Origin of the sequence: Neisseria sp. LACPHL-SPEC-2024-00856, from assembly GCF_047915665.1 — a bacterium.
GTDB lineage: Bacteria > Pseudomonadota > Gammaproteobacteria > Burkholderiales > Neisseriaceae > Neisseria > Neisseria polysaccharea.
Map to the genome: position 1 here is coordinate 37,949 of NZ_JBLRPR010000005.1, position 20,956 is coordinate 58,904.

22 protein-coding genes, 3 tRNA genes and 1 riboswitch are annotated in these 20,956 nt (G+C 54.8%); of the genes, 8 read left to right on the top strand and 17 right to left on the bottom strand.

The features are described from left to right. Window positions 1–224: 224 nt before the first annotated feature. From ACNAU7_RS05905 to tldD, 8 genes are all read right to left on the bottom strand, one after another. Window positions 225–449, bottom strand: coding sequence for a SlyX family protein (locus ACNAU7_RS05905; RefSeq protein WP_002218191.1), 225 nt, complete (start codon window positions 447–449; stop codon window positions 225–227). After that, the gene (locus ACNAU7_RS05910) at window positions 450–1,838 is read right to left on the bottom strand and encodes a Na+/H+ antiporter family protein (RefSeq protein WP_002218192.1); all 1,389 of its coding nucleotides are present in this window, start codon (window positions 1,836–1,838) and stop codon (window positions 450–452) included. Between the two features lie 85 nt (window positions 1,839–1,923). Next, a complete protein-coding gene (gene prmC, locus ACNAU7_RS05915; RefSeq protein WP_416301456.1) occupies window positions 1,924–2,745 on the bottom strand; it encodes a peptide chain release factor N(5)-glutamine methyltransferase in 822 nt (273 codons plus the stop codon). A 309-nt stretch (window positions 2,746–3,054) separates the two neighbouring features. Beyond that, window positions 3,055–3,909, bottom strand: a complete 855-nt coding sequence (locus ACNAU7_RS05920) for an amino acid ABC transporter substrate-binding protein (protein ID WP_416301458.1) — start codon at window positions 3,907–3,909, stop codon at window positions 3,055–3,057. 73 nt (window positions 3,910–3,982) lie between these two features. Further along, window positions 3,983–4,714 carry an amino acid ABC transporter ATP-binding protein gene (locus tag ACNAU7_RS05925; protein ID WP_416301460.1) on the bottom strand — a complete coding sequence of 244 codons (732 nt, stop codon included), beginning with the start codon at window positions 4,712–4,714 and terminating at the stop codon, window positions 3,983–3,985. Window position 4,715: 1 nt separating this feature from the next. Continuing rightward, the gene (locus ACNAU7_RS05930; RefSeq protein WP_416301462.1) at window positions 4,716–5,384 is read right to left on the bottom strand and encodes an amino acid ABC transporter permease; all 669 of its coding nucleotides are present in this window, start codon (window positions 5,382–5,384) and stop codon (window positions 4,716–4,718) included. Further along, entirely contained in the window at window positions 5,374–6,033 is a 660-nt protein-coding gene (locus ACNAU7_RS05935) for an amino acid ABC transporter permease (RefSeq protein WP_416301464.1), read from the bottom strand. Before ACNAU7_RS05935 ends, ACNAU7_RS05930 begins: the two co-directional genes overlap by 11 nt. 150 nt (window positions 6,034–6,183) lie before the next feature. Further along, window positions 6,184–7,668, bottom strand: coding sequence for a metalloprotease TldD (tldD, locus tag ACNAU7_RS05940; RefSeq protein WP_416301466.1), 1,485 nt, complete (start codon window positions 7,666–7,668; stop codon window positions 6,184–6,186). Window positions 7,669–7,742: 74 nt separating this feature from the next. Next, window positions 7,743–7,843, top strand: a riboswitch (TPP riboswitch). A gap of 66 nt (window positions 7,844–7,909) precedes the next feature. On the opposite strand from tldD, the gene cytX reads away from it, so the two are divergent. The 6 genes from cytX (at window position 7,910) to ACNAU7_RS05970 (ending at window position 12,829) form a co-directional block, all read left to right on the top strand. Further along, a complete protein-coding gene (cytX, locus tag ACNAU7_RS05945) occupies window positions 7,910–9,133 on the top strand; it encodes a putative hydroxymethylpyrimidine transporter CytX (protein ID WP_002242067.1) in 1,224 nt (407 codons plus the stop codon). Continuing rightward, window positions 9,130–10,239, top strand: a complete 1,110-nt coding sequence (locus ACNAU7_RS05950) for an FAD-dependent oxidoreductase (RefSeq protein ID WP_416301469.1) — start codon at window positions 9,130–9,132, stop codon at window positions 10,237–10,239. Before cytX ends, ACNAU7_RS05950 begins: the two co-directional genes overlap by 4 nt. A gap of 10 nt (window positions 10,240–10,249) precedes the next feature. Beyond that, window positions 10,250–10,873, top strand: a complete 624-nt coding sequence (gene thiE, locus ACNAU7_RS05955; protein ID WP_025457467.1) for a thiamine phosphate synthase — start codon at window positions 10,250–10,252, stop codon at window positions 10,871–10,873. A 135-nt stretch (window positions 10,874–11,008) separates the two neighbouring features. Continuing rightward, complete coding sequence (locus ACNAU7_RS05960) at window positions 11,009–11,656, top strand: DUF4304 domain-containing protein (RefSeq protein ID WP_003749922.1); 648 nt, start codon at window positions 11,009–11,011, stop codon at window positions 11,654–11,656. Window positions 11,657–11,770: 114 nt separating this feature from the next. Continuing rightward, window positions 11,771–11,965 (top strand): sulfur carrier protein ThiS, encoded by a 195-nt coding sequence (gene thiS, locus ACNAU7_RS05965; RefSeq protein ID WP_003708858.1) that lies wholly within the window; start codon window positions 11,771–11,773, stop codon window positions 11,963–11,965. Between the two features lie 75 nt (window positions 11,966–12,040). Continuing rightward, a complete protein-coding gene (locus tag ACNAU7_RS05970; RefSeq protein WP_003712947.1) occupies window positions 12,041–12,829 on the top strand; it encodes a thiazole synthase in 789 nt (262 codons plus the stop codon). 93 nt (window positions 12,830–12,922) lie between these two features. Here the strand turns inward: ACNAU7_RS05970 and ACNAU7_RS05975 are convergent, their stop codons facing one another. The 7 genes from ACNAU7_RS05975 to ACNAU7_RS06005 form a co-directional block, all read right to left on the bottom strand. Then, entirely contained in the window at window positions 12,923–13,102 is a 180-nt protein-coding gene (locus ACNAU7_RS05975; RefSeq protein ID WP_042508118.1) for a hypothetical protein, read from the bottom strand. A gap of 482 nt (window positions 13,103–13,584) precedes the next feature. After that, the gene (locus tag ACNAU7_RS05980; RefSeq protein ID WP_118779768.1) at window positions 13,585–14,409 is read right to left on the bottom strand and encodes an SPOR domain-containing protein; all 825 of its coding nucleotides are present in this window, start codon (window positions 14,407–14,409) and stop codon (window positions 13,585–13,587) included. A 112-nt stretch (window positions 14,410–14,521) separates the two neighbouring features. Continuing rightward, complete coding sequence (locus ACNAU7_RS05985) at window positions 14,522–16,297, bottom strand: bifunctional biotin--[acetyl-CoA-carboxylase] ligase/type III pantothenate kinase (RefSeq protein ID WP_416301474.1); 1,776 nt, start codon at window positions 16,295–16,297, stop codon at window positions 14,522–14,524. Further along, complete coding sequence (gene rfaE2 / locus ACNAU7_RS05990; protein WP_416301477.1) at window positions 16,294–16,800, bottom strand: D-glycero-beta-D-manno-heptose 1-phosphate adenylyltransferase; 507 nt, start codon at window positions 16,798–16,800, stop codon at window positions 16,294–16,296. The genes ACNAU7_RS05985 and rfaE2 overlap by 4 nt, the downstream gene beginning before the upstream one ends. Window positions 16,801–17,015: 215 nt before the next feature. Continuing rightward, a tRNA-His gene (locus ACNAU7_RS05995) sits at window positions 17,016–17,091 on the bottom strand. Between the two features lie 27 nt (window positions 17,092–17,118). Beyond that, a tRNA-Arg gene (locus tag ACNAU7_RS06000) sits at window positions 17,119–17,195 on the bottom strand. Window positions 17,196–17,219: 24 nt separating this feature from the next. Then, window positions 17,220–17,297, bottom strand: a tRNA-Pro gene (locus tag ACNAU7_RS06005). Between the two features lie 222 nt (window positions 17,298–17,519). On the opposite strand from ACNAU7_RS06005, the gene folD reads away from it, so the two are divergent. After that, window positions 17,520–18,374 carry a bifunctional methylenetetrahydrofolate dehydrogenase/methenyltetrahydrofolate cyclohydrolase FolD gene (folD, locus tag ACNAU7_RS06010; protein ID WP_416301480.1) on the top strand — a complete coding sequence of 285 codons (855 nt, stop codon included), beginning with the start codon at window positions 17,520–17,522 and terminating at the stop codon, window positions 18,372–18,374. 61 nt (window positions 18,375–18,435) lie between these two features. Here folD and ACNAU7_RS06015 read toward each other — a convergent pair whose 3' ends face one another. Continuing rightward, window positions 18,436–19,020 (bottom strand): RDD family protein, encoded by a 585-nt coding sequence (locus tag ACNAU7_RS06015; protein ID WP_416301639.1) that lies wholly within the window; start codon window positions 19,018–19,020, stop codon window positions 18,436–18,438. A gap of 188 nt (window positions 19,021–19,208) precedes the next feature. Between ACNAU7_RS06015 and asd the strand changes: the two genes are divergently transcribed. After that, window positions 19,209–20,324: an aspartate-semialdehyde dehydrogenase gene (asd, locus tag ACNAU7_RS06020; protein ID WP_416301483.1), complete on the top strand. Its 1,116-nt coding sequence runs from the start codon at window positions 19,209–19,211 to the stop codon at window positions 20,322–20,324. Window positions 20,325–20,417: 93 nt separating this feature from the next. Here the strand turns inward: asd and ACNAU7_RS06025 are convergent, their stop codons facing one another. Further along, the gene (locus tag ACNAU7_RS06025) at window positions 20,418–20,948 is read right to left on the bottom strand and encodes an alpha/beta hydrolase (RefSeq protein WP_416301486.1); all 531 of its coding nucleotides are present in this window, start codon (window positions 20,946–20,948) and stop codon (window positions 20,418–20,420) included. Window positions 20,949–20,956: the final 8 nt, after the last annotated feature.

Consider the following 20,956-nt stretch of genomic DNA (forward strand, 5'->3'; position numbering starts at 1 on the left):
TCTGTCCCTTTTGGGTTCGGACGGCTTTTTTTTGGCTGTGTTTGAATACCCGGTTGGTTTTATCTGTTTGCAGCGAGGGGGAGCCGCTTATTTCCGTTCGGGCGGAAAACGGTTCCATCGGATAAAAGGCATTTTGTCCGACTGATTAAAGTTACATCTTAGGTTTGCATCGGCGGAATATTCAAACACAGCCTTTTTTAAGGAAATCCGGATACGGCGGCACATCAATAATGCGGCGGAATCTCGTCGCGCAGGGAATACGGCTCTTGCGCGTCGGGATTCCTGTCCTGCATTTTTTGATACAGCAGCCTCAACTGAGCCTGCTGCAAATCCAGCGTCTGCCGCAATTCCGCCACCATCGCGTTCAGGCCGGCGATTACGTCCTCCTGAAGCGCGGATTGGATTTCCAGCTCTGTGATGCGGTGTTCCAACTCTTGAACCGCGTCCATTTACAGCACCATCGCGGCAATCCAGCCGGCAATCAGCAGCGGGATGTTGTAGTGGATGAAGGTCGGGATAACGGAATCGCGGATGTGGTCGTGCTGCCCGTCGGCGTTCAGCCCCATCGTCGGACCCAGCGTGGAATCGGACGCAGGCGAACCGGCATCGCCCAACGCCCCCGCCGTGCCGACAATGGCGACGGTGGCAAGCGGCGAAAAACCCAAACCGACACACAAAGGCACATAAATCGCGGCAATAATCGGCAAAGTGGAAAAGGACGAACCGATGCCCATCGTTACCAAAAGCCCCACCACCAGCATCGCCAACGCCGCCATACCTTTGCTGTTGCCGAATATCGCCATACTGCTTTCCACCAGCGGCTGAATATGCCCGGTCGCATTCATCACGGCGGCAAAACCCTGCGCGGCAATCATAATGAAGCCGACCATCGCCATCATCTTGATGCCTTCGCCGAATACGTCGTTTGCCTTGTCGCGGTTGATGACGCCCAACATCATAAATACGGCGAAACCGAGCATCGCGCCCAACACCAGCGAGTCTTCATACATCAACTGTATGGCAAAGCATACGGCAATGGCGGCGGCGGCGGCCAGGCTGCGGTAGGCGGACGGCTGCGGACGGTTTGCCGCATCGGCGTTGCCCGCCGTATCGGCATTGTTGCTTTGGTACAGGCGCGGTTTGCGGTAATGGACAAACGCCAGCAGGAGTCCGGCCAGCATTCCCAACGCGGGAATCGCCATTGCCGCCATCACGTTGATGTTTTTCACATCAAGCTGCGGCGCGGCGGAATGGATGTTGCCCAACAGGATTTCATTCAAAAAAATCGCGCCGAAGCCGTAAGGCAGGAACATATAAGTCGTAACCAGCCCGAAAGTGATGACGCACGCAATCAGGCGGCGGTCGATTTTCAGGCGGTTGAACACCAAAAGCAGCGGCGGAACAATCATCGGGATAAAGGCAATGTGGATGGGGATGATGTTCTGACTCATAATGCCCATCACAAGGATGATGGAAAGCAGCAGCCATTTGACCGCGCCCTCGCCCGAACGCACGCTGTCGGGCATACCGCCCCGGTTCAGTTTGCGGACGACCGCGCCGGCAAGCTGCTGCGGCAGGCCGGAATGGGTAATCGCCATTGCAAACGCGCCGAGCATCGCATAAGAAAGCGCAATCTTCGCACCGCCTTCCAAACCTTTGTTAAACACGGGGATAATCCCCGCCTGACTGACCTGTCCCGCCGCATCGGCAATGTTTTGCAGCGGCATACCCGCCACCGCGCCGCCGACAAACGCGCCGACCGTCAGGCTCAATACCACGTGCACGCGCGACAGCGACAGCACCAGCATAACGATTACGGCAACTACGACTGCATTCATTGTTTATCGCTCCAAACCTATAAATGTTTACATATCGAAACACATCATAACCCAATAACGGGAAACCCGCCAATTTTGCAAACAATTATTTCAAATGCTTCATATACTTCCCCAGCGTAACCCTGTCCAAACCCGCCAAATCCGGCAGGGTTTCCACTCCTGAAAAACCATTCTCCGCCAACACGCCGCGCACCGCCGCGCCCTGATCGAAACCGTGTTCCAGCAATAAAAAACCGCCTTCCGCCAAACGGTCGGGCGCGCCTTGCGCCAAGGTGCGGATGCAGCTTAGGCCGTCTGAAAAGTCGGTCAGCGCGATTTGAGGCTCAAACCGCAAATCGCCTTGCGACAAATGTTTATCTCCGTTTTCGATATAGGGCGGGTTGGACACGATAATGTCCCACCGCCCTTCAGACGGCATATCGGTGTCGAACCACGAACCGTGTGCAAATTCGACCCGCGCGCCCAAATCTGCCGCATTTTTCCGCGCCGTTTCAAGGGCGGGCGGGCTGATGTCGGATGCGCGCACAAACGCATCGGGGCGTTCGAGCGCGACGGTTACGGCAACCGCGCCGCTGCCCGTCCCCAAATCCCACACGCGCCCGTTTTCCGGCAGGCGCGCCAATACGGCTTCGACCAAATGTTCGGTTTCGGGACGCGGAATCAGCACGTTCGGATTGGCGGCGAAACGCCGTCCGTAAAACTCGCGCCAGCCCAACAGATAGGCAACCGGCTCGCCGTTCAGACGGCGTTGCGCCAGCCTGTCCGCCCGCTGTCGGACTTCGTCCGGCATTTCTTCCCCGCCCCGCGTCAACAACTGCACGCGCGTATATTCCGAAGCATATTGCAGCAGCATTCTTGCTTCATTTTTGGGCAGTTTTGACAAGCCCAACCATTTATCAAACGTCATTTTTCGTCCCGTCTGCCGCTGATGCGGCTCGAACATTTTTTCCGGCTTTGCGGCACGCTGATTCAGAAAATATCATTTTGCATTGAAATTATATAATAAAGAAAAACACCTTATCGCCGTTCCGATACCGTAGGAATTTATCCGAATAACAGAAACGCTCCGCCGTTATTCCGCGTAAGCGGCAACAACGGAATAAATAAAAAACAATGATATAGTTTATTTTTCCTTTGGATTTTCGATATTTTCGGCGGCTGAAAAAAATCCGCACCCGCCTTCAAATGCGGATGCGGATTTTCTTGTCAAACAAACTTATTCGGCCAGCAATGCTTCCGGTTTGACTTTTTCGCCATACACGGGCAACAGGGTTTTTTCATAAGCGGCTTTCAGACGGCCGTCTTTTTTCATGGCGGCGATTTCGCTGTTGACCCAGTTCAGGAGGTCGGCATTGCCTTTTTGAACGGCCGGTGCAATGAATTCGGCAGGGCCGAGGTTGCCGATGGCGACTTCAAAGTTCGGGTTTTCTTTTGCCCACGCCCACAGCAGGGCGTTGTCGTGGGCGAGTGCCGCGCCGCGTCCGTCTTTCAATGCATCGAAGGTTTCGGTGTTTTGGTCGAATTTCAATAATTTGACTTCGGGATGGCTTTTGGTGAAGAAAGCGTCGGCGGTCGTGCCTTTGTTGACCAACAGGGTTTGGTCTTTCAGTTGCGCGATGTCGGTAATCGGTTTGCCTTTGGGGGAAACCACGCCCAACGCCACTTTCATATAGGGGTCGGCAAAATCGACGGCTTCGGCGCGTTCGGGTGTTTTGGTGAAGTTGGCGAGGATGAGGTCGACTTTGCCGGAACGGACGTATTCGACGCGGTTTGCGGCCTCGGTTAAGACAAATTCAACTTTGTCGGGGCTGCCGAGCAGGTCTTTTGCCAGGTCTTTGGCGATTTCAACGTCAAAGCCTTGGTTTTTACCGTTGGCGTCAACATAGCCGAACGGAGGTTTGTCGCCGAATACGCCGATGCGGATCACGCCTTTTTCCTTGATGGCGGCAACGGTTGCCGCTCCGCTGCTTTGTGAAGCTTGGGTGTCGCCGGAGCCGCCCCCGCAGGCGGTCAGACCGACGGCGACGGCAGCGGAAGCGAGTAGTGCTTTGAATTTTGCGTTCAGTTTCATTGGGAATCTCCTTTTTGAATGTTTGCTTGGGATAGAATGCCGTCTGAAAGGGTTTCGGACGGTTTGCAGTAAATCAGTAGTCCATACCTGCCAGAAATTGGCGGGCGCGCTCGCTTTTTGGTGCGGAGAAGAAGGTTTCGGGGTCGGACGATTCAACGATGCCGCCTTTGTCCATAAAGACGATACGGTCGGCAACTTTGCGTGCGAACCCCATTTCGTGGGTAACAATCAGCATACTCATCCCTTCGCGGGCGAGTTCCAAAACCACTTCCAAGACTTCGCGCACCATTTCGGGGTCGAGTGCGGCGGTGATTTCGTCCAGCAAAATCACTTCCGGATTCAGGCACAGGGCGCGGACAATGGCGATGCGCTGTTTCTGACCGCCGGAGAGTTCGCGCGGATAGGCGTTTTTGCGGTCGAGCAGGCCGACGCGTTCCAACAGTTTGTCGGCTTGTGCTTCCGCTTCGGTGCGGTTGCGGTTTTGTACTTTTACCGGGCCTAAGAGGATGTTTTCGATGACAGTCATGTGGGCAAACAGTTCATAGCTTTGAAAGACCATGCCGACTTTTTGCCGGGCGGTTTGCCAGGAAACGTCTTTGCCGAATTCGCCGATGCCGTCCATCACGATGCTGCCGCCTTGGTGCGGCTCCAAACCGTTGACGCAGCGCAGGAGGGTGGATTTGCCGCAGCCGGACGGGCCCAATAACACAATCACTTCGCCTTTTTCCAAGTCCAAATCTAAGGATTGGATGGCGGTTACGCTGCCGTATTGTTTGTGCAGCTTGCGGATGCTCAATAAAGCCATATCAGTGTTCCCATTTTTGTTCCAGCTTTGCCGCCAACAGCGACAGCGGCCAACAGCATAAAAAATACAGCATAAAAATCAGGCCATAAACCCAAAATGAGGCATTGGGCTGCGTCAGCAGCGAGTTTTCAATAATTTGCTGCCCCACTTTGACCACTTCGATCACGCCGATCAGGGAGGCGAGCGAGCTGGTTTTGATCATACGCGTGAACAGGTTGACCGCGCCGGGCAATACGCGGCGGACGCTTTGCGGCAATTCGATGTATCGGAACACTTGGCGACGGCTCAAGCCGAGCGCAAGACCCGATTCGACCTGGTGTTTTTCAATCGATTCCAATGCGCCGCGCACCAAATCGCCCATTTCGGCTATGCCCCAAAGCGTAAAAACCCAAACACAAACCCAAAATCCGCCGATGTGTATGCCCGTCCACACGGACAAACCGAAATACAGGCCGAACAGCCACACCAAAATCGGCACGATGCGGATGGTTTCGAGATAAAACCGTCCGATAAGGCGGACAAGCCGGTTGCGCGAACGCAAAACCAAGCCGAACAGCGTCCCCAATACGCAGGAGGCCACAACAGAGATTAAAGAAATTTGTGCCGTTAAGAGCAGGCCTTCGCCCAAACGTACCGCATTTTTTCCTTCAAAAAGCCAGTCAAACGCCATATTTCGCACTCCGTATGCGGTTTTCCAATCGCCGCACCAACAAAGAAACAGGCAGCAGGATAATCAGATAAGCGGCAAACAGCAGGAACAATGCCTCGTTGGTTTTGTAGTCCATACCAATCACATCTTTGGTAACAAACAACAATTCCGCAATACCGACCGCGCTAATAACGGATGTTTCTTTCATTAAAAACAATATATTGGCGGCAACAGCCGGAAAAGCGACCGCCCAAGCCTGCGGCAATTCGACATAGCGGAACACTTGAAACCGGCTCAAACCGATCGCCTTGCCCGCTTCAATCTGTCCTTTGGGGACGGCTAGAATGCCGGCGCGGACGGCTTCCGCCATATAGCTTGCGCCCAAGAAAACCAGTGCGATCACGCCGCAGGTGAAACCGTCCCATTTGATGCCCATTTTCGGCAGGCCGTAATACAGGAAAAACAGTTGAATTAACAGGGGCGTATTGCGCGACAGTTCGATATAGGCGCGTGCCAATGCGTAGAAAGGGCGGATGCGGTATGCCGTTACCACGGCGACGGGCAAGCCGAACAGCAACGACAAAACGACGCCGTAAACGGACAATTCCAGCGTCAGCTTTGCCGCATCGGCGAATTTGGGTATGGCATCGATCAGATAAGGCCAGTTCATCAGAATCAGACAATCAGCTTAACAAAAGGCGGTATTTTAATGAACTTGTAAGATAATGTTAAAGAATACTTGGGAATATCAAACATAAGAAAAAAGAATAAGGCGATGCCGTCTGAAAAACTTTCAGACGGCATCGTGCCGGATTCCGCGTCAGATTGCGCTGCCGCCGACGGTCAGCCCGGCATCGATACGCAAAGTCGGCTGCCCCACGCCGACGGGGACGCTCTGCCCTTCTTTGCCGCACACGCCAACACCGCTGTCCAACGCGGTATCGTTGCCTATCATGGAAACATGTTTCAGCACTTCGGGGCCGTTGCCGATAATGGTCGCGCCTTTGACGGGATATTGCAGTTTGCCGCCTTCCACCCACCATGCTTCGGATGCGCTGAATACGAACTTGCCGCTGGTAATGTCCACTTGTCCGCCGCCGAAGTTGACGGCGTAAATGCCCTTGTCGATGGACGCGATGATTTCTTCCGGCTCGTAGCCGCCGTTTTCCATAAAGGTATTGGTCATGCGCGGCATAGGCGCAGAAGCGTAACTTTCGCGGCGGCCGTTGCCGGTCGATTGCGTACCCATCAGGCGGGCGTTGGTTTCGTCCTGCATATAGCCGACCAAAATACCGTCTTCGATCAATACAGTGCGGCGGGTTTCGTTGCCTTCGTCATCAATATTGAGCGAACCGCGTCTGTCGGCAATATCGCCTTGATCCACAACGGTAACGCCTTTGGCGGCTACGCGCTCGCCGATTCGGCCGGAGAAAACGCTGGTTTCTTTACGGTTGAAATCGCCTTCCAAACCATGTCCGACCGCTTCGTGCAACAACACGCCCGGCCAGCCGTTGCCCAAAACAACGGTCATCTCGCCGGCAGGCGCAGGACGGGATTCGAGATTAATCAGGGCTTGTTTGACGGCGGAATCGGCAAACTGCCGTACCAAAGTTTCATCAAAATAAGCCAAGTCGTAGCGTCCGCCGCCGCCCGCGCTGCCCTGCTCGCGCCTGTCGCCCTGTTTGGCGATGACGGTAACGTTCAGACGCACCATCGGGCGGATGTCGGCAGCGTGTTTACCGTCCAGACGGGCGATATATACCATGTCGTATTCGCAGGTCAAACCGGCCATCACTTGCACGACACGCGGATCGGCGGCTTTGGCCAGCGTTTCGACTTTGTTCAACAACGCGACTTTGGCAGCGGAATCAAGGCCGGCAATAGGGTCCGCCTCCATATGGACAGGCTTGCCGTAGGCAGGTGTCGGCACTTTGACACCAGCCTCGCCGCCGGCCGCACCAATCACGCGCACTGCTTTAGCAGAGCGGTTGATCGAATCAATACACAGGCTGTCGGCGTAGGCAAAGGCGGTTTTGTCGCCCGAAACGGCGCGCACGCCCACGCCCTGATCGATTTGGAAGCTGCCCGATTTGACGATGCCTTCTTCCAAATGCCAACTTTCATAGGCGGTGCGTTGACAGTAGATGTCAGCGTAATCGACGTGATGCGCACCGATAATGCTCAGGCTTTGGGCAAGCAAATCGGGAGAAAGATGGTTGGCTTCGAGCAAATCTCGCTGTACGGCATAATAGGTTTGATGCATGGTGTCGGGACATAGAAAATCAGTGGGCTGATTATACGGCATTTGTTATGGAAATGTATCGGGCGGTCTGAAATGTAAGATTTTTGCCAACGTACCCTGCTTTTGTGTACACTTAAACTTTCTTGTCGGAGTGCCGCCGGGCGGCTGAGATTGCGAAAGCAGAATCCGTAGAACCTGTCGGGGTAATGCCTGCGTAGGAAACAAACCGTCAAATGCCTTATCAGGCTTCCGTTCCCTTTTCCGCACTTCCCCGCCCACCTTCCTTCTTTTTAAAGGACGTCATATGTCGGGCAATGCCTCCTCTCCTTCATCTTCCGCCGCCATCGGGCTGATTTGGTTCGGCGCGGCGGTCTCGATTGCCGAAATCAGCACGGGTACGCTGCTTGCCCCCTTGGGCTGGCAACGCGGTCTGGCGGCTCTACTTTTGGGTCATGCCGTCGGCGGCGCGCTGTTTTTTGCGGCGGCGTATATCGGCGCACTGACCGGACGCAGCTCGATGGAAAGCGTGCGCCTGTCGTTCGGTAAACGCGGTTCAGTGCTGTTTTCCGTGGCGAATATGCTGCAACTGGCCGGCTGGACGGCGGTGATGATTTACGCCGGCGCAACGGTCAGCTCCGCTTTGGGCAAAGTGTTGTGGGACGGCGAATCTTTTGTCTGGTGGGCATTGGCAAACGGCGCGCTGATTGTGCTGTGGCTGGTTTTCGGCGCACGCAAAACAGGCGGGCTGAAAACCGTTTCGATGCTGCTGATGCTGTTGGCGGTTCTGTGGCTGAGTGCCGAAGTCTTTTCCACGGCAGGCAGCACCGCCGCACAGGTTTCAGACGGCATGAGTTTCGGAACGGCAGTCGAGCTGTCCGCCGTGATGCCGCTTTCCTGGCTGCCGCTTGCCGCCGACTACACGCGCCACGCGCGCCGCCCGTTTGCGGCAACCCTGACGGCAACGCTCGCCTACACGCTGACCGGCTGCTGGATGTATGCCTTGGGTTTGGCAGCGGCGTTGTTCACCGGAGAAACCGACGTGGCAAAAATCCTGCTGGGCGCAGGTTTGGGTGCGGCAGGCATTTTGGCGGTCGTCCTCTCCACCGTTACCACAACGTTTCTCGATGCCTATTCCGCCGGCGCGAGTGCGAACAACATTTCCGCGCGTTTTGCGGAAACACCCGTCGCTGTCGGCGTTACCCTGATCGGCACGGTGCTTGCCGTCATGCTGCCCGTTACCGAATATGAAAACTTCCTACTGCTTATCGGCTCGGTATTTGCGCCGATGGCGGCGGTTTTGATTGCCGACTTTTTCGTCTTGAAACGGCGTGAGGAGATTGAAAGCTTTGACTTTGCCGGACTGGTTCTGTGGCTGGCGGGCTTCATCCTCTACCGCTTCCTGCTCTCGTCCGGCTGGGAAAGCAGCATCGGTCTGACCGCCCCCGTAATGTCTGCCGTTGCCATTGCCACCGTACTGGTGCGCCTTTTCTTTAAAAAAACCCAATCTTTACAAAGGAACCCGTCATGACCCGTATCGCCATCCTCGGCGGCGGCCTCTCGGGAAGGCTGACCGCATTGCAGCTTGCAGAACAAGGTTATCGGATTGAACTTTTCGACAAAGGCAGCCGCCGGGGCGAACACGCCGCCGCCTATGTTGCCGCCGCGATGCTCGCGCCTGCGGCGGAAGCGGTCGAAGCCACGCCTGAAGTGGTCAGGCTGGGCAGGCAGAGCATTCCGCTTTGGCGCGGCATCCGATGCCGTCTGAACACGCACACGATGATGCAGGAAAACGGCAGCCTGATTGTGTGGCACGGGCAGGACAAACCTTTATCCAACGAGTTCGTCCGCCATCTCAAACGCGGCGGCGTGGCGGATGACGAAATCGTCCGTTGGCGTACCGACGACATCGCCAAACGCGAACCGCAACTCGGCGGACGGTTTTCAGACGGCCTTTACCTGCCGACCGAAGGACAACTCGACGGGCGGCAAATATTGTCTGCACTTGCCGACGCTTTGGACGAACTGAACGTCCCTTGCCATTGGGAACACGAATGTGCCCCCGAAGACCTGCAAGCCCAATACGACTGGCTGATCGACTGCCGCGGCTACGGCGCAAAAACCGCTTGGAACCAAGCCCCCGAACACACCAGCACCTTGCGCGGCATACGCGGCGAAGTGGCGCGGGTTTACACACCCGAAATCACGCTCAACCGCCCCGTGCGTCTGCTCCATCCGCGTTATCCGCTTTACATCGCCCCGAAAGAAAACCACGTCTTCGTCATCGGCGCGACCCAAATCGAAAGCGAAAGCCAAGCCCCCGCCAGCGTGCGTTCCGGGCTGGAACTCTTATCCGCACTCTATGCCGTCCATCCTGCCTTCGGCGAAGCCGACATCCTCGAAATCGCTACCGGCCTGCGCCCCACGCTCAATCACCACAACCCCGAAATCCGTTACAGCCGCGCCCGACGCCTGATTGAAATCAACGGCCTTTTCCGCCACGGTTTCATGATTTCTCCCGCTGTAACCGCCGCCGCCGTCAGATTGGCAGTGGCACTGTTTGACGGAAAAGACGCACCCGAACGTGATGAAGAAAGCGGTTTGGCGTATATCCGAAGACAAGATAAAGCCGTCTGAAAGGAACCCCATGACCTTCCCGCCCCTAAAATCCCCGCTCAAATTCTACGCCGTCGTTCCCACCGCCGATTGGGTGGAGCGCATGGTCAAAGCAGGTGCCGACACGGTGCAACTGCGCTGCAAGACCCTGCACGGCGATGAATTGAAACACGAAATCGCCCGCTGTGTCGCCGCCTGTCAGGGCAGCCGCACGCAGCTTTTCATCAATGACCACTGGCGTGAAGCGATAGAAGCAGGCGCATACGGCGTGCATCTCGGACAAGAAGACATGGACACCGCCGACCTTGCCGCCATCGCCGCCGCCGGTTTGCGCTTGGGTTTGAGTACGCACTCCGTCGCCGAACTCGACCGCGCCCTGTCCGTGCACCCCAGCTACGTCGCCAGCGGTGCGATTTTCCCGACCACGACCAAGCAAATGCCCACCGCCCCGCAAGGCTTGGACAAGCTGCGCGAATACGTCAAACAGGCTCGCGGCACGCCCGTCGTCGCCATCGGCGGCATCGATTTGAACAACGCCCAAGCCGTGCTGGCAACAGGCGTATCCTCACTCGCCGTCGTCCGTGCCGTGACCGAAGCGGCAAATCCCGAAGCCGTGGTTAAAGCGTTTCAGACTTTGTGGAATAAAAATAAATAAGGTCGTCTGAAAATAATAAAGTCTAAAACCAGACGTACCAGATAATATATTTACAGAGGAATTTATTTTTTATTTTATTCATTTTTATCATATTTTAAAATTTTAAAAAGATACATAAGGAGCAATTTGATAACAATGAAACCAAGAGAGTTATGTGAAAAAGCATGGCAAGAAATAGCAAGTAAATTTCCTGATTTTAAGATAATTTCTAAAGGGCAGAAATTAAAGAGAGTATCTAAAAACAGGGATATTACATTTGAAATCTATTTTCAGGCTGATAGGCACAATTATCAATGTAGCGTGCAATTTATTCCACATATCGCCATTTACTCAAAAGATATGAAAAAGGCAAATATCAATAATGGTTTTATATATGGCGGAGAGTTGGGGAGCTTGATAAATAGAAAACCTTGGATTTGGTGGCAGTTAGCAGGAGCAAGCTATAAATATACGGTAGAGGATGTTAGCAAACTTATAAGGGAGCATATAATACCGTTATTTGACGATTTTGAGGACACAGAAACCAATATTGAAAAAATTATAAATGAGGATATGAATGACTATAATTTATTGTATTACATCTATTATTTTAGCGGAAAAGCTAAGGCGCAGCAGTATTTTAATAAAATAATCAAAAAAGACAAATTAAGAAAAAAGTATATTGGTTTTTATAATTCTTTGAATGAATTACCAAAGGAAAGCATTTCATTAGACATATGTGAATTTAATGGAGCTACTATGATTAAATTTGCCTATATTAATGGGATTGAAATAGAAAAATAATAAATAATTGAACATAAAAATATTAATGGACACAAATGTTGCAGGTTCGCTTGCAACCCAACATTTACAAAGGTCGTCTGAAAACCTCTATAAACACCGAAATATCGAGAAACCATGAACATCATCTTAAACGGCGAACCCGCCGAACTTCACGGCACGACCGTTGCCGACCTCATCGCCCAAACCGCACCGCAACAGCCCTTTGCCGTGGCGGTCAACACCGTTTTCGTCCCCAAAGGCGCGTATGCGGAAACGGTTTTGAACGAAAACGACAAAGTCGACATCGTCCGCCCCGTCGTCGGCGGCTGAATGCCGTCTGAAGCCCCAAAGGCACGCCTCCGGCTTTCAGACGGCATCGTATCCCAAACATATCAAGGAATTTTTATGCTCACCCTATACGGAGAAACTTTCCCTTCACGGCTGCTGCTCGGCACGGCTGCCTACCCGACCCCCGAAATCCTCAAACAATCCGTCCGTATCGCCCAACCCGCGATGATTACCGTCTCGTTGCGCCGCGCGGGAAGCGGCGGCGAGACGCACGGTCAGGGATTTTGGTCGCTGCTTCAAGAAACCGGCGTACCCGTGCTGCCCAACACCGCCGGCTGCCAAAGCGTGCAGGAAGCGGTAACGACGGCGCAGATGGCGCGCGAAGTGTTTGAAACCGATTGGATTAAGCTCGAACTCATCGGTGACGACGATACCTTGCAACCCGATGTGTTCCAGCTTGTCGAAGCGGCGGAAATCCTGATTAAAGACGGCTTCAAAGTGCTGCCTTATTGCACCGAAGACCTGATTGCCTGCCGCCGCCTGCTCGACGTGGGCTGTCAGGCGTTGATGCCGTGGGCGGCCCCGATCGGCACGGGTTTGGGCGCGGTTCACGCCTACGCGTTGAACGTCCTGCGCGAACGCCTGCCCGACACGCCGCTGATTATCGACGCGGGCTTGGGTTTGCCCTCACAGGCGGCACAAGTGATGGAATGGGGCTTTGACGGCGTGCTTTTGAACACCGCCGTTTCCCGCAGCGGCGATCCGGTCAATATGGCGCGCGCCTTCGCACTCGCCGTCGAATCCGGACGGCTGGCATTTGAAGCCGAACCGGTCGAGGCTCGCACCAAAGCGCAAGCCAGTACGCCGACAGTCGGACAACCGTTTTGGCATTCGGCGGAATATTGAAAAAGGCGGCAAAAATGCCGTCTGAAGGCTTCAGACGGCATCGCGGCTCAAAACGGCGGCAGCCTGAAACGGACAAACCGCCATTCCCCGGCATCACGGCTTTGTCGTGAGGAACAGGGAAACCGGCCGGAAAACCTTGCCGCCCGCCCCGACACCGCAACCAACGAAACACCCGGCCTCCACGGTGCGCAGGCTGCCGCGCAAGCCCCAAGTACGGCAACAGAAGAAGCGTTTTGTTGTTGTTTGAATACATTTAAAAATACCTAAAGCCATCCGTAAGCCTTCATCCGCAACGGTTTCACCGCTTTTGCATCCCCGAATCCACGCTCAAACACCCCCGAATGACAACCCTGTCCGCGCCAAATCGGACGGATGTTCAAACACGGGCAACCTTATTTCCGTCAGGCACGAAGCCCTCAGCTATGCCTGCCGACCCTGATTTGTCCGGCACAATGAAAGTCTGCCGATCCGAATCGCCAACATCGGCAAACAGCTTAATTTGTTTATTTTTCATCGTATTACAAAAAATCCACATTTATTTTTAAATTTTTATTGATAATTATTATTATTAGCGTATAATCAAAACCACTCGGAAGTCGTCCATTCCGAACCATTAAACACCGTGTTCCCTCATCATTCACTTTTACACTTGGAGTCGGCATATACGAGACATACATTCCTTTTTATATATCAGATACTCAAAACCGAAACGCCAAACCCACCCTCGCGGTGGGTTTGGCGTTTTTGATCTGCACTTATTTGCAGGATTTAAGGTTCAGTTTGCCGTATGGGGACGTGATTTTACGGATTTCGTCCGCATCGGCGGCATTCACGCCGGTAAACAAAACCGTCATACGCGACACGCTCAAAGAATCGTCCTGCCGGCCGGTTTCCGCAGCGCGTTCAACAATATGCGCCCCGCCGAATCCCGCGCCGGCAAGCCGGTTTTGCAGGGCTTGGGCGTTTTCCCGGCTGCTGCCGACACCCAAACTCAATGCGCCGTCAAACGGTATGGGGTTAAAACCTTTGGCAGACAGCTCCGCCGCCTGATTTTCGGCATCGGCTGAAACGGGCAGGACGACGCGGTAGGTTTTGCCGGCGGATTTGGCTTGGGCGGTGCGTTTTTCGACACTTCTGCTGGCAACGTGCGACCATTTGCCCAAAAGCCCTTTGATCCGGTGGTAGTCGTCTTCGTCCATCGTGAGGCTTGCCTGCGCGGCGCATAAGGCATCCGCCGCACCGTTTTCGCGTTCCGCCTGCGCCTTTTCGGCGGCGAGTTTTTCGCGGCGGGCTTTTTCCTCGCGCTGTTTTTTCTCTTTGAGCCTTTTCTGCTCCGCTTCTTTCTTCAAGCGCAACTGCTCCGCCTGTTCTTCGGTCAGGATGTCGCCCTGTTTGAGCAGTGCCGCCGTATCCTCCACGGATGCAGCCGCATTGCCGGCGGCGGGCGTTGCGAGGGGCGTGTTTTCGACGGCCCGGTTTTCCGGCACGCCGCCCGCCGCTTTAACGGCTAATTTATAACCCACCGTGCCGCCGAATACGGCAATATTGAGTACCGCCAAAAGGGTAAAGAGCCATTTCATTAGAATTTCCTCAATGTTTGAAACCCCGCCCGCCCGGGCGGCAGTCTGTCGGGCGGCAGAATCCGGACGAATTCGGACGGATGCCGCCCCGTGTTGAAAAAGGGTGTATTTTTTAATGTTCCGATTCCCCGCCTTCGGCGGCAATCATGTTCAACAACCCGTGGATGACGAGGTTGTCCGCCACACGCACGGTATTTTCCGCCAAAAATGCAGGCGGCAGGGCTTCTGCGACTTTTGCCGCGCCGCCGCCGGTCATCACGACATCGACCGGTTTCCCCGCCCCGGTTTTTTCTTTCAAACGGCCGTGCATCATCATTATCGAGCCGCAAACCGCATCCATCATACCGCTGGCGATGGCGTTGCTTGTGGTGGTCGGGAAAGGGTAACGCTTGCCGGCGGGGCGGTTGAGGTTGGCGGTTCGGACGGCGAGCGATTCTTTCATCAGGTGGAAGCCGGGCATGATGGTTCCGCCGAGATAATGTCCGTCATCGGTGAGCGCGTCAACCGTTACCGCCGTACCGCAACTGACGACGACGCAGGCGTTGCGGCTGAAGCGGCGGCTGCCCAATGCGTTGAACCAGCGGTCCGCGCCGTGTTCTTCGGGGCGGCGGTAGTGGTTGCGTATGCCCAAAGCCTGATGGACGGAAGGCAGCCATTCGATGGGGCGGGCGATTTGTTCCTGAACCTGCGCTTTTTTAAGTTCTCCGCACACGGCGCAACCGACAATGCGGACGCGTTCATCCGCCTTTTCCGCCCACTCCGCGCCCAAAGGCGACAAATCGCGGTACGGCGCGCTGCCGACGGTTGCGAACGTGCCGTTTTCCACCCACGCCCACTTGAGCCGGCTGTTGCCGCCGTCCAACAGCAGCAAACGTTCCGGCTCCCGCCGCTTCGACACGGAAACCGGCCTGTCGTCGGGCCGCAGGCTGATTTCGCCGCTGACGACCGTCTGTTCGCCCTCTGCCGTTTCCAAGTGCAAAACGCCTTGTCCGTCCACGCCTTTAACCGTGCCTTCGCACACGGTTTCGCCGTCGCGCAAAAGCAATACCGCCTTGCCGTGGTCGCGGTTGGCAGCCTGATATTCCGCCACAAAAGGCGCAAATCCGTCCCTCGCATATTGCACCAACACCGCGTCAAGTTCCGCCAACAGCGTTTCCAGCAACACGGCGGCATCGGCATTGCCCCGCCGCAATGCCGTCTGAAACAGCGATTGCACCGACGCGGCGTTTTCCACTTCCTTGGGCAGCACGAAATTGATGCCGATACCGACCACAGCAACCGTTTTGCCGCCCACCCTGACCGTTTCAATCAGGATGCCGCCCAATTTGTCGCGCCCGACAACCAAATCATTGGGCCACTTAATCTGCACATCCAAACCTAAATGCAACAAAGCTCGGCGGCACGCCACTGCCGTTGCCAGCGACAACGAACCCAACTCATACTGCGGCCGGTCAAACACCCAGCCGAAACTGAACATCAGGCACTCACCCAAACGGTGCGACCATTTCCTCCCCTGCCGCCCCCTGCCCTTACTTTGCAGATGAGCCACGCATACGGTTTTGTGCGCCTTGTTCGGCGCAATCCGCGCCAATTCCAGTATCTCGTCGTTGCTGGACGCGCACTCGTGCTTCAATGCCGTCTGAAAACCCGACCTTTCCCCCAGCTCGCGCAAACCTTCGGCATCGAAAACCGCCAAGGGGCGCACCAGCCGCCAATAGCCGTCGTGTTGGCGCAACAGCCCCCGTATATGCGCCGGCATCTGCTGCCAAAAACCGTTCAACTGATGCGGTCTCATATCCGCCATACGCGCCAGTTGCGAGACGTGTTGCGGCAAACCACCAGCAAGTTCTGCCAAAATCCGCCATTGCCGGGATTTTAAAACCATCATTTCCAACCCTCTGACGCACGGATTTTCTCCAGCGTTCCGGTTGTCGACGTTTGATGCAGGAAAGGAATCGAAAACACCTTACCTCCGCGCGCCAGCGTTTCCGCCGACCCGACAATCTTATCCACGGGCCAATCGCCGCCCTTGACCAAAATCTCAGGTTTGACCGCCTCAATCAACGCCGCCGGCGTATCCTCGTCAAACCACGTTACCAAATCCACACTTTCCAACGCGGCGGCAACGGCGGCACGGTTCTCCAAAGGATTGACCGGACGGTCGCCGCCCTTGCCCAAACGCCGCACCGAAGCATCGGTATTCAACGCCAACACCAACGCCGCCCCTGCCGAACGCGCCTGCGCCAGATAAGTAACGTGCCCCCTGTGGAGGATGTCGAAACAGCCGTTGGTAAACACCAGCGGGCGCGGCAACCGAGCCAACCGTTCGGACAATGCCTCAGGCGGACAGATTTTCGATTCAAAATCAGGAACAGACCAATGGCCAACCATCAAAGCCTCCGACAGAAACCATAAAAGACAGAAAACCTACATGATACAGAAGCATATACGAAAGGCAAAGCCGAAGGCGCACATGCCCCATCCGAAATACTCTTTCCCCACAGGGGAAACAGCTTCAGACGGCATATCCGCCGCACCAATATGACTGATGCAAATAATGAGCACAAATGGAAAAAGACCTGTACCAAAAAGTACAGGTCTTTATCTGGGGTGGCTGATGGGGCTCGAACCCACGACAACCGGAATCACAATCCGGGGCTCTACCAACTGAGCTACAGCCACCATAAAAACGGCTTTCAATCAAATTCTTGGCACGCCCGACAGGAATCGAACCTGTAACCCCCGACTTAGAAGGTCGGTGCTCTATCCGGTTGAGCTACGGGCGCTCATGCCGATTCGTGCTGATTGATTGGTCGGGGCGGTGGGATTCGAACTCACGACCCTCTGCTCCCAAAGCAGATGCGCTAACCGGGCTGCGCTACGCCCCGACTTGAAGAAGCGAACTATACAGTTCAGGAAAAGATGCGTCAACATTTATTTTCAAAATAACAAGGTGGGAAATATAGTTTTTTGATTTGGAAAAATATTTAACCCGTCCAAACAGCCGTATTTTATTTCGGGGGAAATTTATTTTCGGCATCCTGCTGTAAAAACATACGGAAAATGCGATAATTTTCAGCATTTTCTACCTGTTTAACAAAAGGACGGATATGTCGGCACAACTGATTGACGGTAAGGAAGTTTCGCAAAAACGCCTGCAGGCGGTTGCCGAAGCGGTGGCGCAACGCCAACAGGACAATCTGCACACGCCTTGCCTGGCCGTGGTTTTGGTCGGAGGCGACCCTGCCAGCGCGGTTTATGTCCGCAACAAGAAAACCGCCTGCCAAAAATGCGGCATCAAATCGCTGTCGTACGAGCTGCCCGAATCAACATTGCAGGAAGAACTGCTGGCATTGGTCGACCGCCTGAATGCCGACTCCGAAGTGGACGGTATTCTTGTTCAGCTTCCACTGCCGAAGCACCTCGACAGCCAAGCGGTCTTGGAACGTATTTCGCCGGATAAGGACGTGGACGGCTTCCATCCTTACAATGTCGGCAGGCTGGCGGTGAAAATGCCGCTGATGCGCCCGTGCACGCCCAAGGGCGTGATGACGCTTTTGGAGGCTTACGGCATCGATCCGAAGGGGAAAAAAGCGGTCGTGGTCGGCGCATCCAATATCGTCGGCCGTCCGCAGGCACTGGAATTGCTGCTGGCGCGCGCAACGGTAACAATCTGCCACAGCGCGACCGAAAATCTGGCAGACGAGGTTGCCGGAGCCGATATTTTGGTGGTCGGCGTGGGCATTCCGAACTTTGTCAAAGGAGAATGGATCAAACCCGGCGCGGTCGTTATCGATGTGGGCATCAACCGTTTGGACGACGGCAGCCTGTGCGGCGACGTGGAATTTGAAACGGCAAAAGAACGGGCGGCGATGATTACGCCCGTTCCCGGCGGCGTGGGTCCGATGACGATTGCCACATTGATGGAAAACACCCTGCACGCGGCTTCGCTGCACGATGCTTGAGCGGTTCTGAAGATAAAAATGCCGTCTGAAAGGCTTTCAGACGGCATTTTGCCGTGTCCGTTTATTTGGGCAGCTTGACGACAACCGTATCCGCCATCATGTCGTAAAGCGTGCGGCGGTCGCGTTTGACCATAAAGAGCAGGACAAAGTTGGCAAGAAATGCCAGCAGGTTGATGGCGTTTTCTCCGTTATCACCTACTGCAAGACCGATAACGGCGGCAATAATGGCAACCAAAACCGACCATGCGATTTCGCGTACCAAAACCGTACCGACAAAACCGGGATTACGACCGTCGGTTTTCAACACGCGGATTCTCATGATTTTCTTACCCAATGACTGCCCGTCCCTGCTCATATAGTAGATTTGAACGACGGTGTACGCCAAAATGCCCGCCAGTCCGACCCAAAAGGAAGTCATGCCAAAAAGCAGCCCGAACATTTCTTCGCCGCTGCCAATCCTGCCTTCATTCTTGATGACTAAGGCAATCAGTCCGACAAACGGCACCAGCAGAATCAAAAAGGTAAACAATTGGTTCAGCAGGGCCGCAAGTATCCGGTCTCCGGCACCGGCAACTGTTACCTCGATTTCCTGAATGTCAGACCTGCCGACACCGACCGCACCGATATAGTTGTTTCTTTCTTCCATGTTTCTTTCTTCCATGTTTCTTCCTGATAATGGTTCTTAACTGACCCCGATTCTACCGTCCTGACACCGAAAACGCCAATATTTAAAGAAATCCCGATAAAGAACTTTACATTTTCTTAAGACGGCGTTAAAACGCTTCCTTTACGCCATACATAATTTTGTTAACGATTTTCCTCAAGGAGCAACACATGAAAGTAGGTTTCGTCGGCTGGCGCGGCATGGTCGGTTCGGTTTTGATGCAGCGTATGAAAGAAGAAAACGACTTCGCCCACATTCCCGAAGCATTTTTCTTTACCACTTCCAACGTCGGCGGTGCAGCCCCTGATTTCGGTCAGGCGGCTAAAACATTATTGGACGCGAACAACGTTGCCGAGCTGGCAAAAATGGACATCATCGTTACCTGCCAAGGCGGCGATTACACCAAATCCGTATTCCAACCCCTGCGCGACAGCGGCTGGAACGGCTACTGGATTGACGCGGCGTCTTCACTGCGCATGAAAGACGACGCGATTATCGTCCTCGACCCCGTCAACCGCAACGTCATCGACAACGGCCTCAAAAACGGCGTGAAAAACTACATCGGCGGCAACTGCACCGTCTCCCTGATGTTGATGGCTTTGGGCGGCCTGTTCCAAAACGATTTGGTCGAATGGGCAACCAGCATGACCTATCAAGCCGCTTCCGGCGCGGGCGCGAAAAACATGCGCGAACTCATCAGCGGCATGGGCGCGATTCATGCCAAAGTGGCGGACGAGCTTGCCGATCCTTCCAGCGCGATTCTCGACATCGACCGCAAAGTGTCCGATTTCCTGCGCAGCGAAGACTATCCGAAAGCCAACTTCGGCGTACCGCTCGCCGGCAGCCTGATTCCGTGGATCGACGTGGATTTGGGCAACGGCCAGTCCAAAGAAGAATGGAAAGGCGGCGTGGAAACCAACAAAATCCTCGGTCGCAGCGACAATCCGACCGTAATCGACGGCTTGTGCGTCCGCATCGGTTCTATGCGCTGCCACAGCCAAGCCATCACTCTGAAGTTGAAAAAAGACTTGCCTGTTTCTGAAATCGAAGCCATTTTGGCAGGCGCAAACGACTGGGTGAAAGTCATCCCTAACGAAAAAGAAGCCAGCATCCACGAGCTGACTCCTGCCAAAGTTACCGGCACACTGTCCGTCCCTGTCGGACGCATCCGCAAACTGGGTATGGGCGGCGAATACATCAGCGCGTTCACCGTCGGCGACCAACTCTTGTGGGGTGCGGCCGAACCGCTACGCCGCGTGTTGCGCATCGTGTTGGGCAGCCTGTAAGCCGGATGTGAATAAAAAATGCCGTCTGAATCATGTTTCAGACGGCATTTTCCTTGCAACCCCAGTTAACCGAAATTCCGATAAAGCAACCGTTCACGCCAGCAACATTTCCTGCATCAGCTTCATGCCCCACTGCCAGCCGCCGAGCATACCGTTCAAACTGCCCGGATGTGGGGACAGCAAAAGGCGGGCGTTCCACGTATCTGCCTGTTTTTGCGCCCAACCGTGCAGCACGCCCCCGTGTTTGGGTACAACCAATGCGGCACGGCAAGGACAGCGGACGTGCCGGAAGGTGTGTTCCGCATCATCGGAGAAAATATCGGGACGCTGCGGTACAAGGATGATGTTGGCAATTTTCTTCCGGGTCAGGATGTCTGCCCGATACAGCCACGCCAAGAATGCGGCCGCGCCCGCTCCGTGTGCGACAACGGCGATATGTCTGCCCTGTATCCGTTCGAATGCCGTCTGAAGCCCTGCCTGCCATTCCCCTATGCTTTGACCGGCTGATGCTTCGGACATCTGCACGACGGGATAACTGACCGCCCAACGGTCTATCCACATCTGATCCTCTCCGGCATCGCGTATCAGCCAAAGCGTCAAATCTTCGAGTTCAAAACCCTGCATACCGCCCC

Excerpts from the sequence above, each read along its gene's own strand:
- ACNAU7_RS05925 (WP_416301460.1), bottom strand. The coding sequence starts at position 4,714 with ATGGCTTTATTGAGCATCCGCAAGCTGCACAAACAATACGGCAGCGTA.
- ACNAU7_RS05985 (WP_416301474.1), bottom strand. The coding sequence starts at position 16,297 with ATGATGGTTTTAAAATCCCGGCAATGGCGGATTTTGGCAGAACTTGCT.
- thiE (WP_025457467.1), top strand. The coding sequence starts at position 10,250 with ATGACCTTCCCGCCCCTAAAATCCCCGCTCAAATTCTACGCCGTCGTT.
- ACNAU7_RS05970 (WP_003712947.1), top strand. The coding sequence starts at position 12,041 with ATGCTCACCCTATACGGAGAAACTTTCCCTTCACGGCTGCTGCTCGGC.
- prmC (WP_416301456.1), bottom strand. The coding sequence starts at position 2,745 with ATGACGTTTGATAAATGGTTGGGCTTGTCAAAACTGCCCAAAAATGAA.
- ACNAU7_RS05910 (WP_002218192.1), bottom strand. The coding sequence starts at position 1,838 with ATGAATGCAGTCGTAGTTGCCGTAATCGTTATGCTGGTGCTGTCGCTG.
- ACNAU7_RS05935 (WP_416301464.1), bottom strand. The coding sequence starts at position 6,033 with ATGAACTGGCCTTATCTGATCGATGCCATACCCAAATTCGCCGATGCG.
- ACNAU7_RS05905 (WP_002218191.1), bottom strand. The coding sequence starts at position 449 with ATGGACGCGGTTCAAGAGTTGGAACACCGCATCACAGAGCTGGAAATC.
- ACNAU7_RS06025 (WP_416301486.1), bottom strand. The coding sequence starts at position 20,948 with ATGCAGGGTTTTGAACTCGAAGATTTGACGCTTTGGCTGATACGCGAT.
- ACNAU7_RS05960 (WP_003749922.1), top strand. The coding sequence starts at position 11,009 with ATGAAACCAAGAGAGTTATGTGAAAAAGCATGGCAAGAAATAGCAAGT.
- ACNAU7_RS05975 (WP_042508118.1), bottom strand. The coding sequence starts at position 13,102 with ATGGCTTTAGGTATTTTTAAATGTATTCAAACAACAACAAAACGCTTC.
- cytX (WP_002242067.1), top strand. The coding sequence starts at position 7,910 with ATGTCGGGCAATGCCTCCTCTCCTTCATCTTCCGCCGCCATCGGGCTG.
- asd (WP_416301483.1), top strand. The coding sequence starts at position 19,209 with ATGAAAGTAGGTTTCGTCGGCTGGCGCGGCATGGTCGGTTCGGTTTTG.
- tldD (WP_416301466.1), bottom strand. The coding sequence starts at position 7,668 with ATGCCGTATAATCAGCCCACTGATTTTCTATGTCCCGACACCATGCAT.
- ACNAU7_RS05930 (WP_416301462.1), bottom strand. The coding sequence starts at position 5,384 with ATGGCGTTTGACTGGCTTTTTGAAGGAAAAAATGCGGTACGTTTGGGC.
- folD (WP_416301480.1), top strand. The coding sequence starts at position 17,520 with ATGTCGGCACAACTGATTGACGGTAAGGAAGTTTCGCAAAAACGCCTG.
- ACNAU7_RS05950 (WP_416301469.1), top strand. The coding sequence starts at position 9,130 with ATGACCCGTATCGCCATCCTCGGCGGCGGCCTCTCGGGAAGGCTGACC.
- rfaE2 (WP_416301477.1), bottom strand. The coding sequence starts at position 16,800 with ATGGTTGGCCATTGGTCTGTTCCTGATTTTGAATCGAAAATCTGTCCG.
- ACNAU7_RS05980 (WP_118779768.1), bottom strand. The coding sequence starts at position 14,409 with ATGAAATGGCTCTTTACCCTTTTGGCGGTACTCAATATTGCCGTATTC.
- ACNAU7_RS05920 (WP_416301458.1), bottom strand. The coding sequence starts at position 3,909 with ATGAAACTGAACGCAAAATTCAAAGCACTACTCGCTTCCGCTGCCGTC.
- thiS (WP_003708858.1), top strand. The coding sequence starts at position 11,771 with ATGAACATCATCTTAAACGGCGAACCCGCCGAACTTCACGGCACGACC.
- ACNAU7_RS06015 (WP_416301639.1), bottom strand. The coding sequence starts at position 19,020 with ATGGAAGAAAGAAACAACTATATCGGTGCGGTCGGTGTCGGCAGGTCT.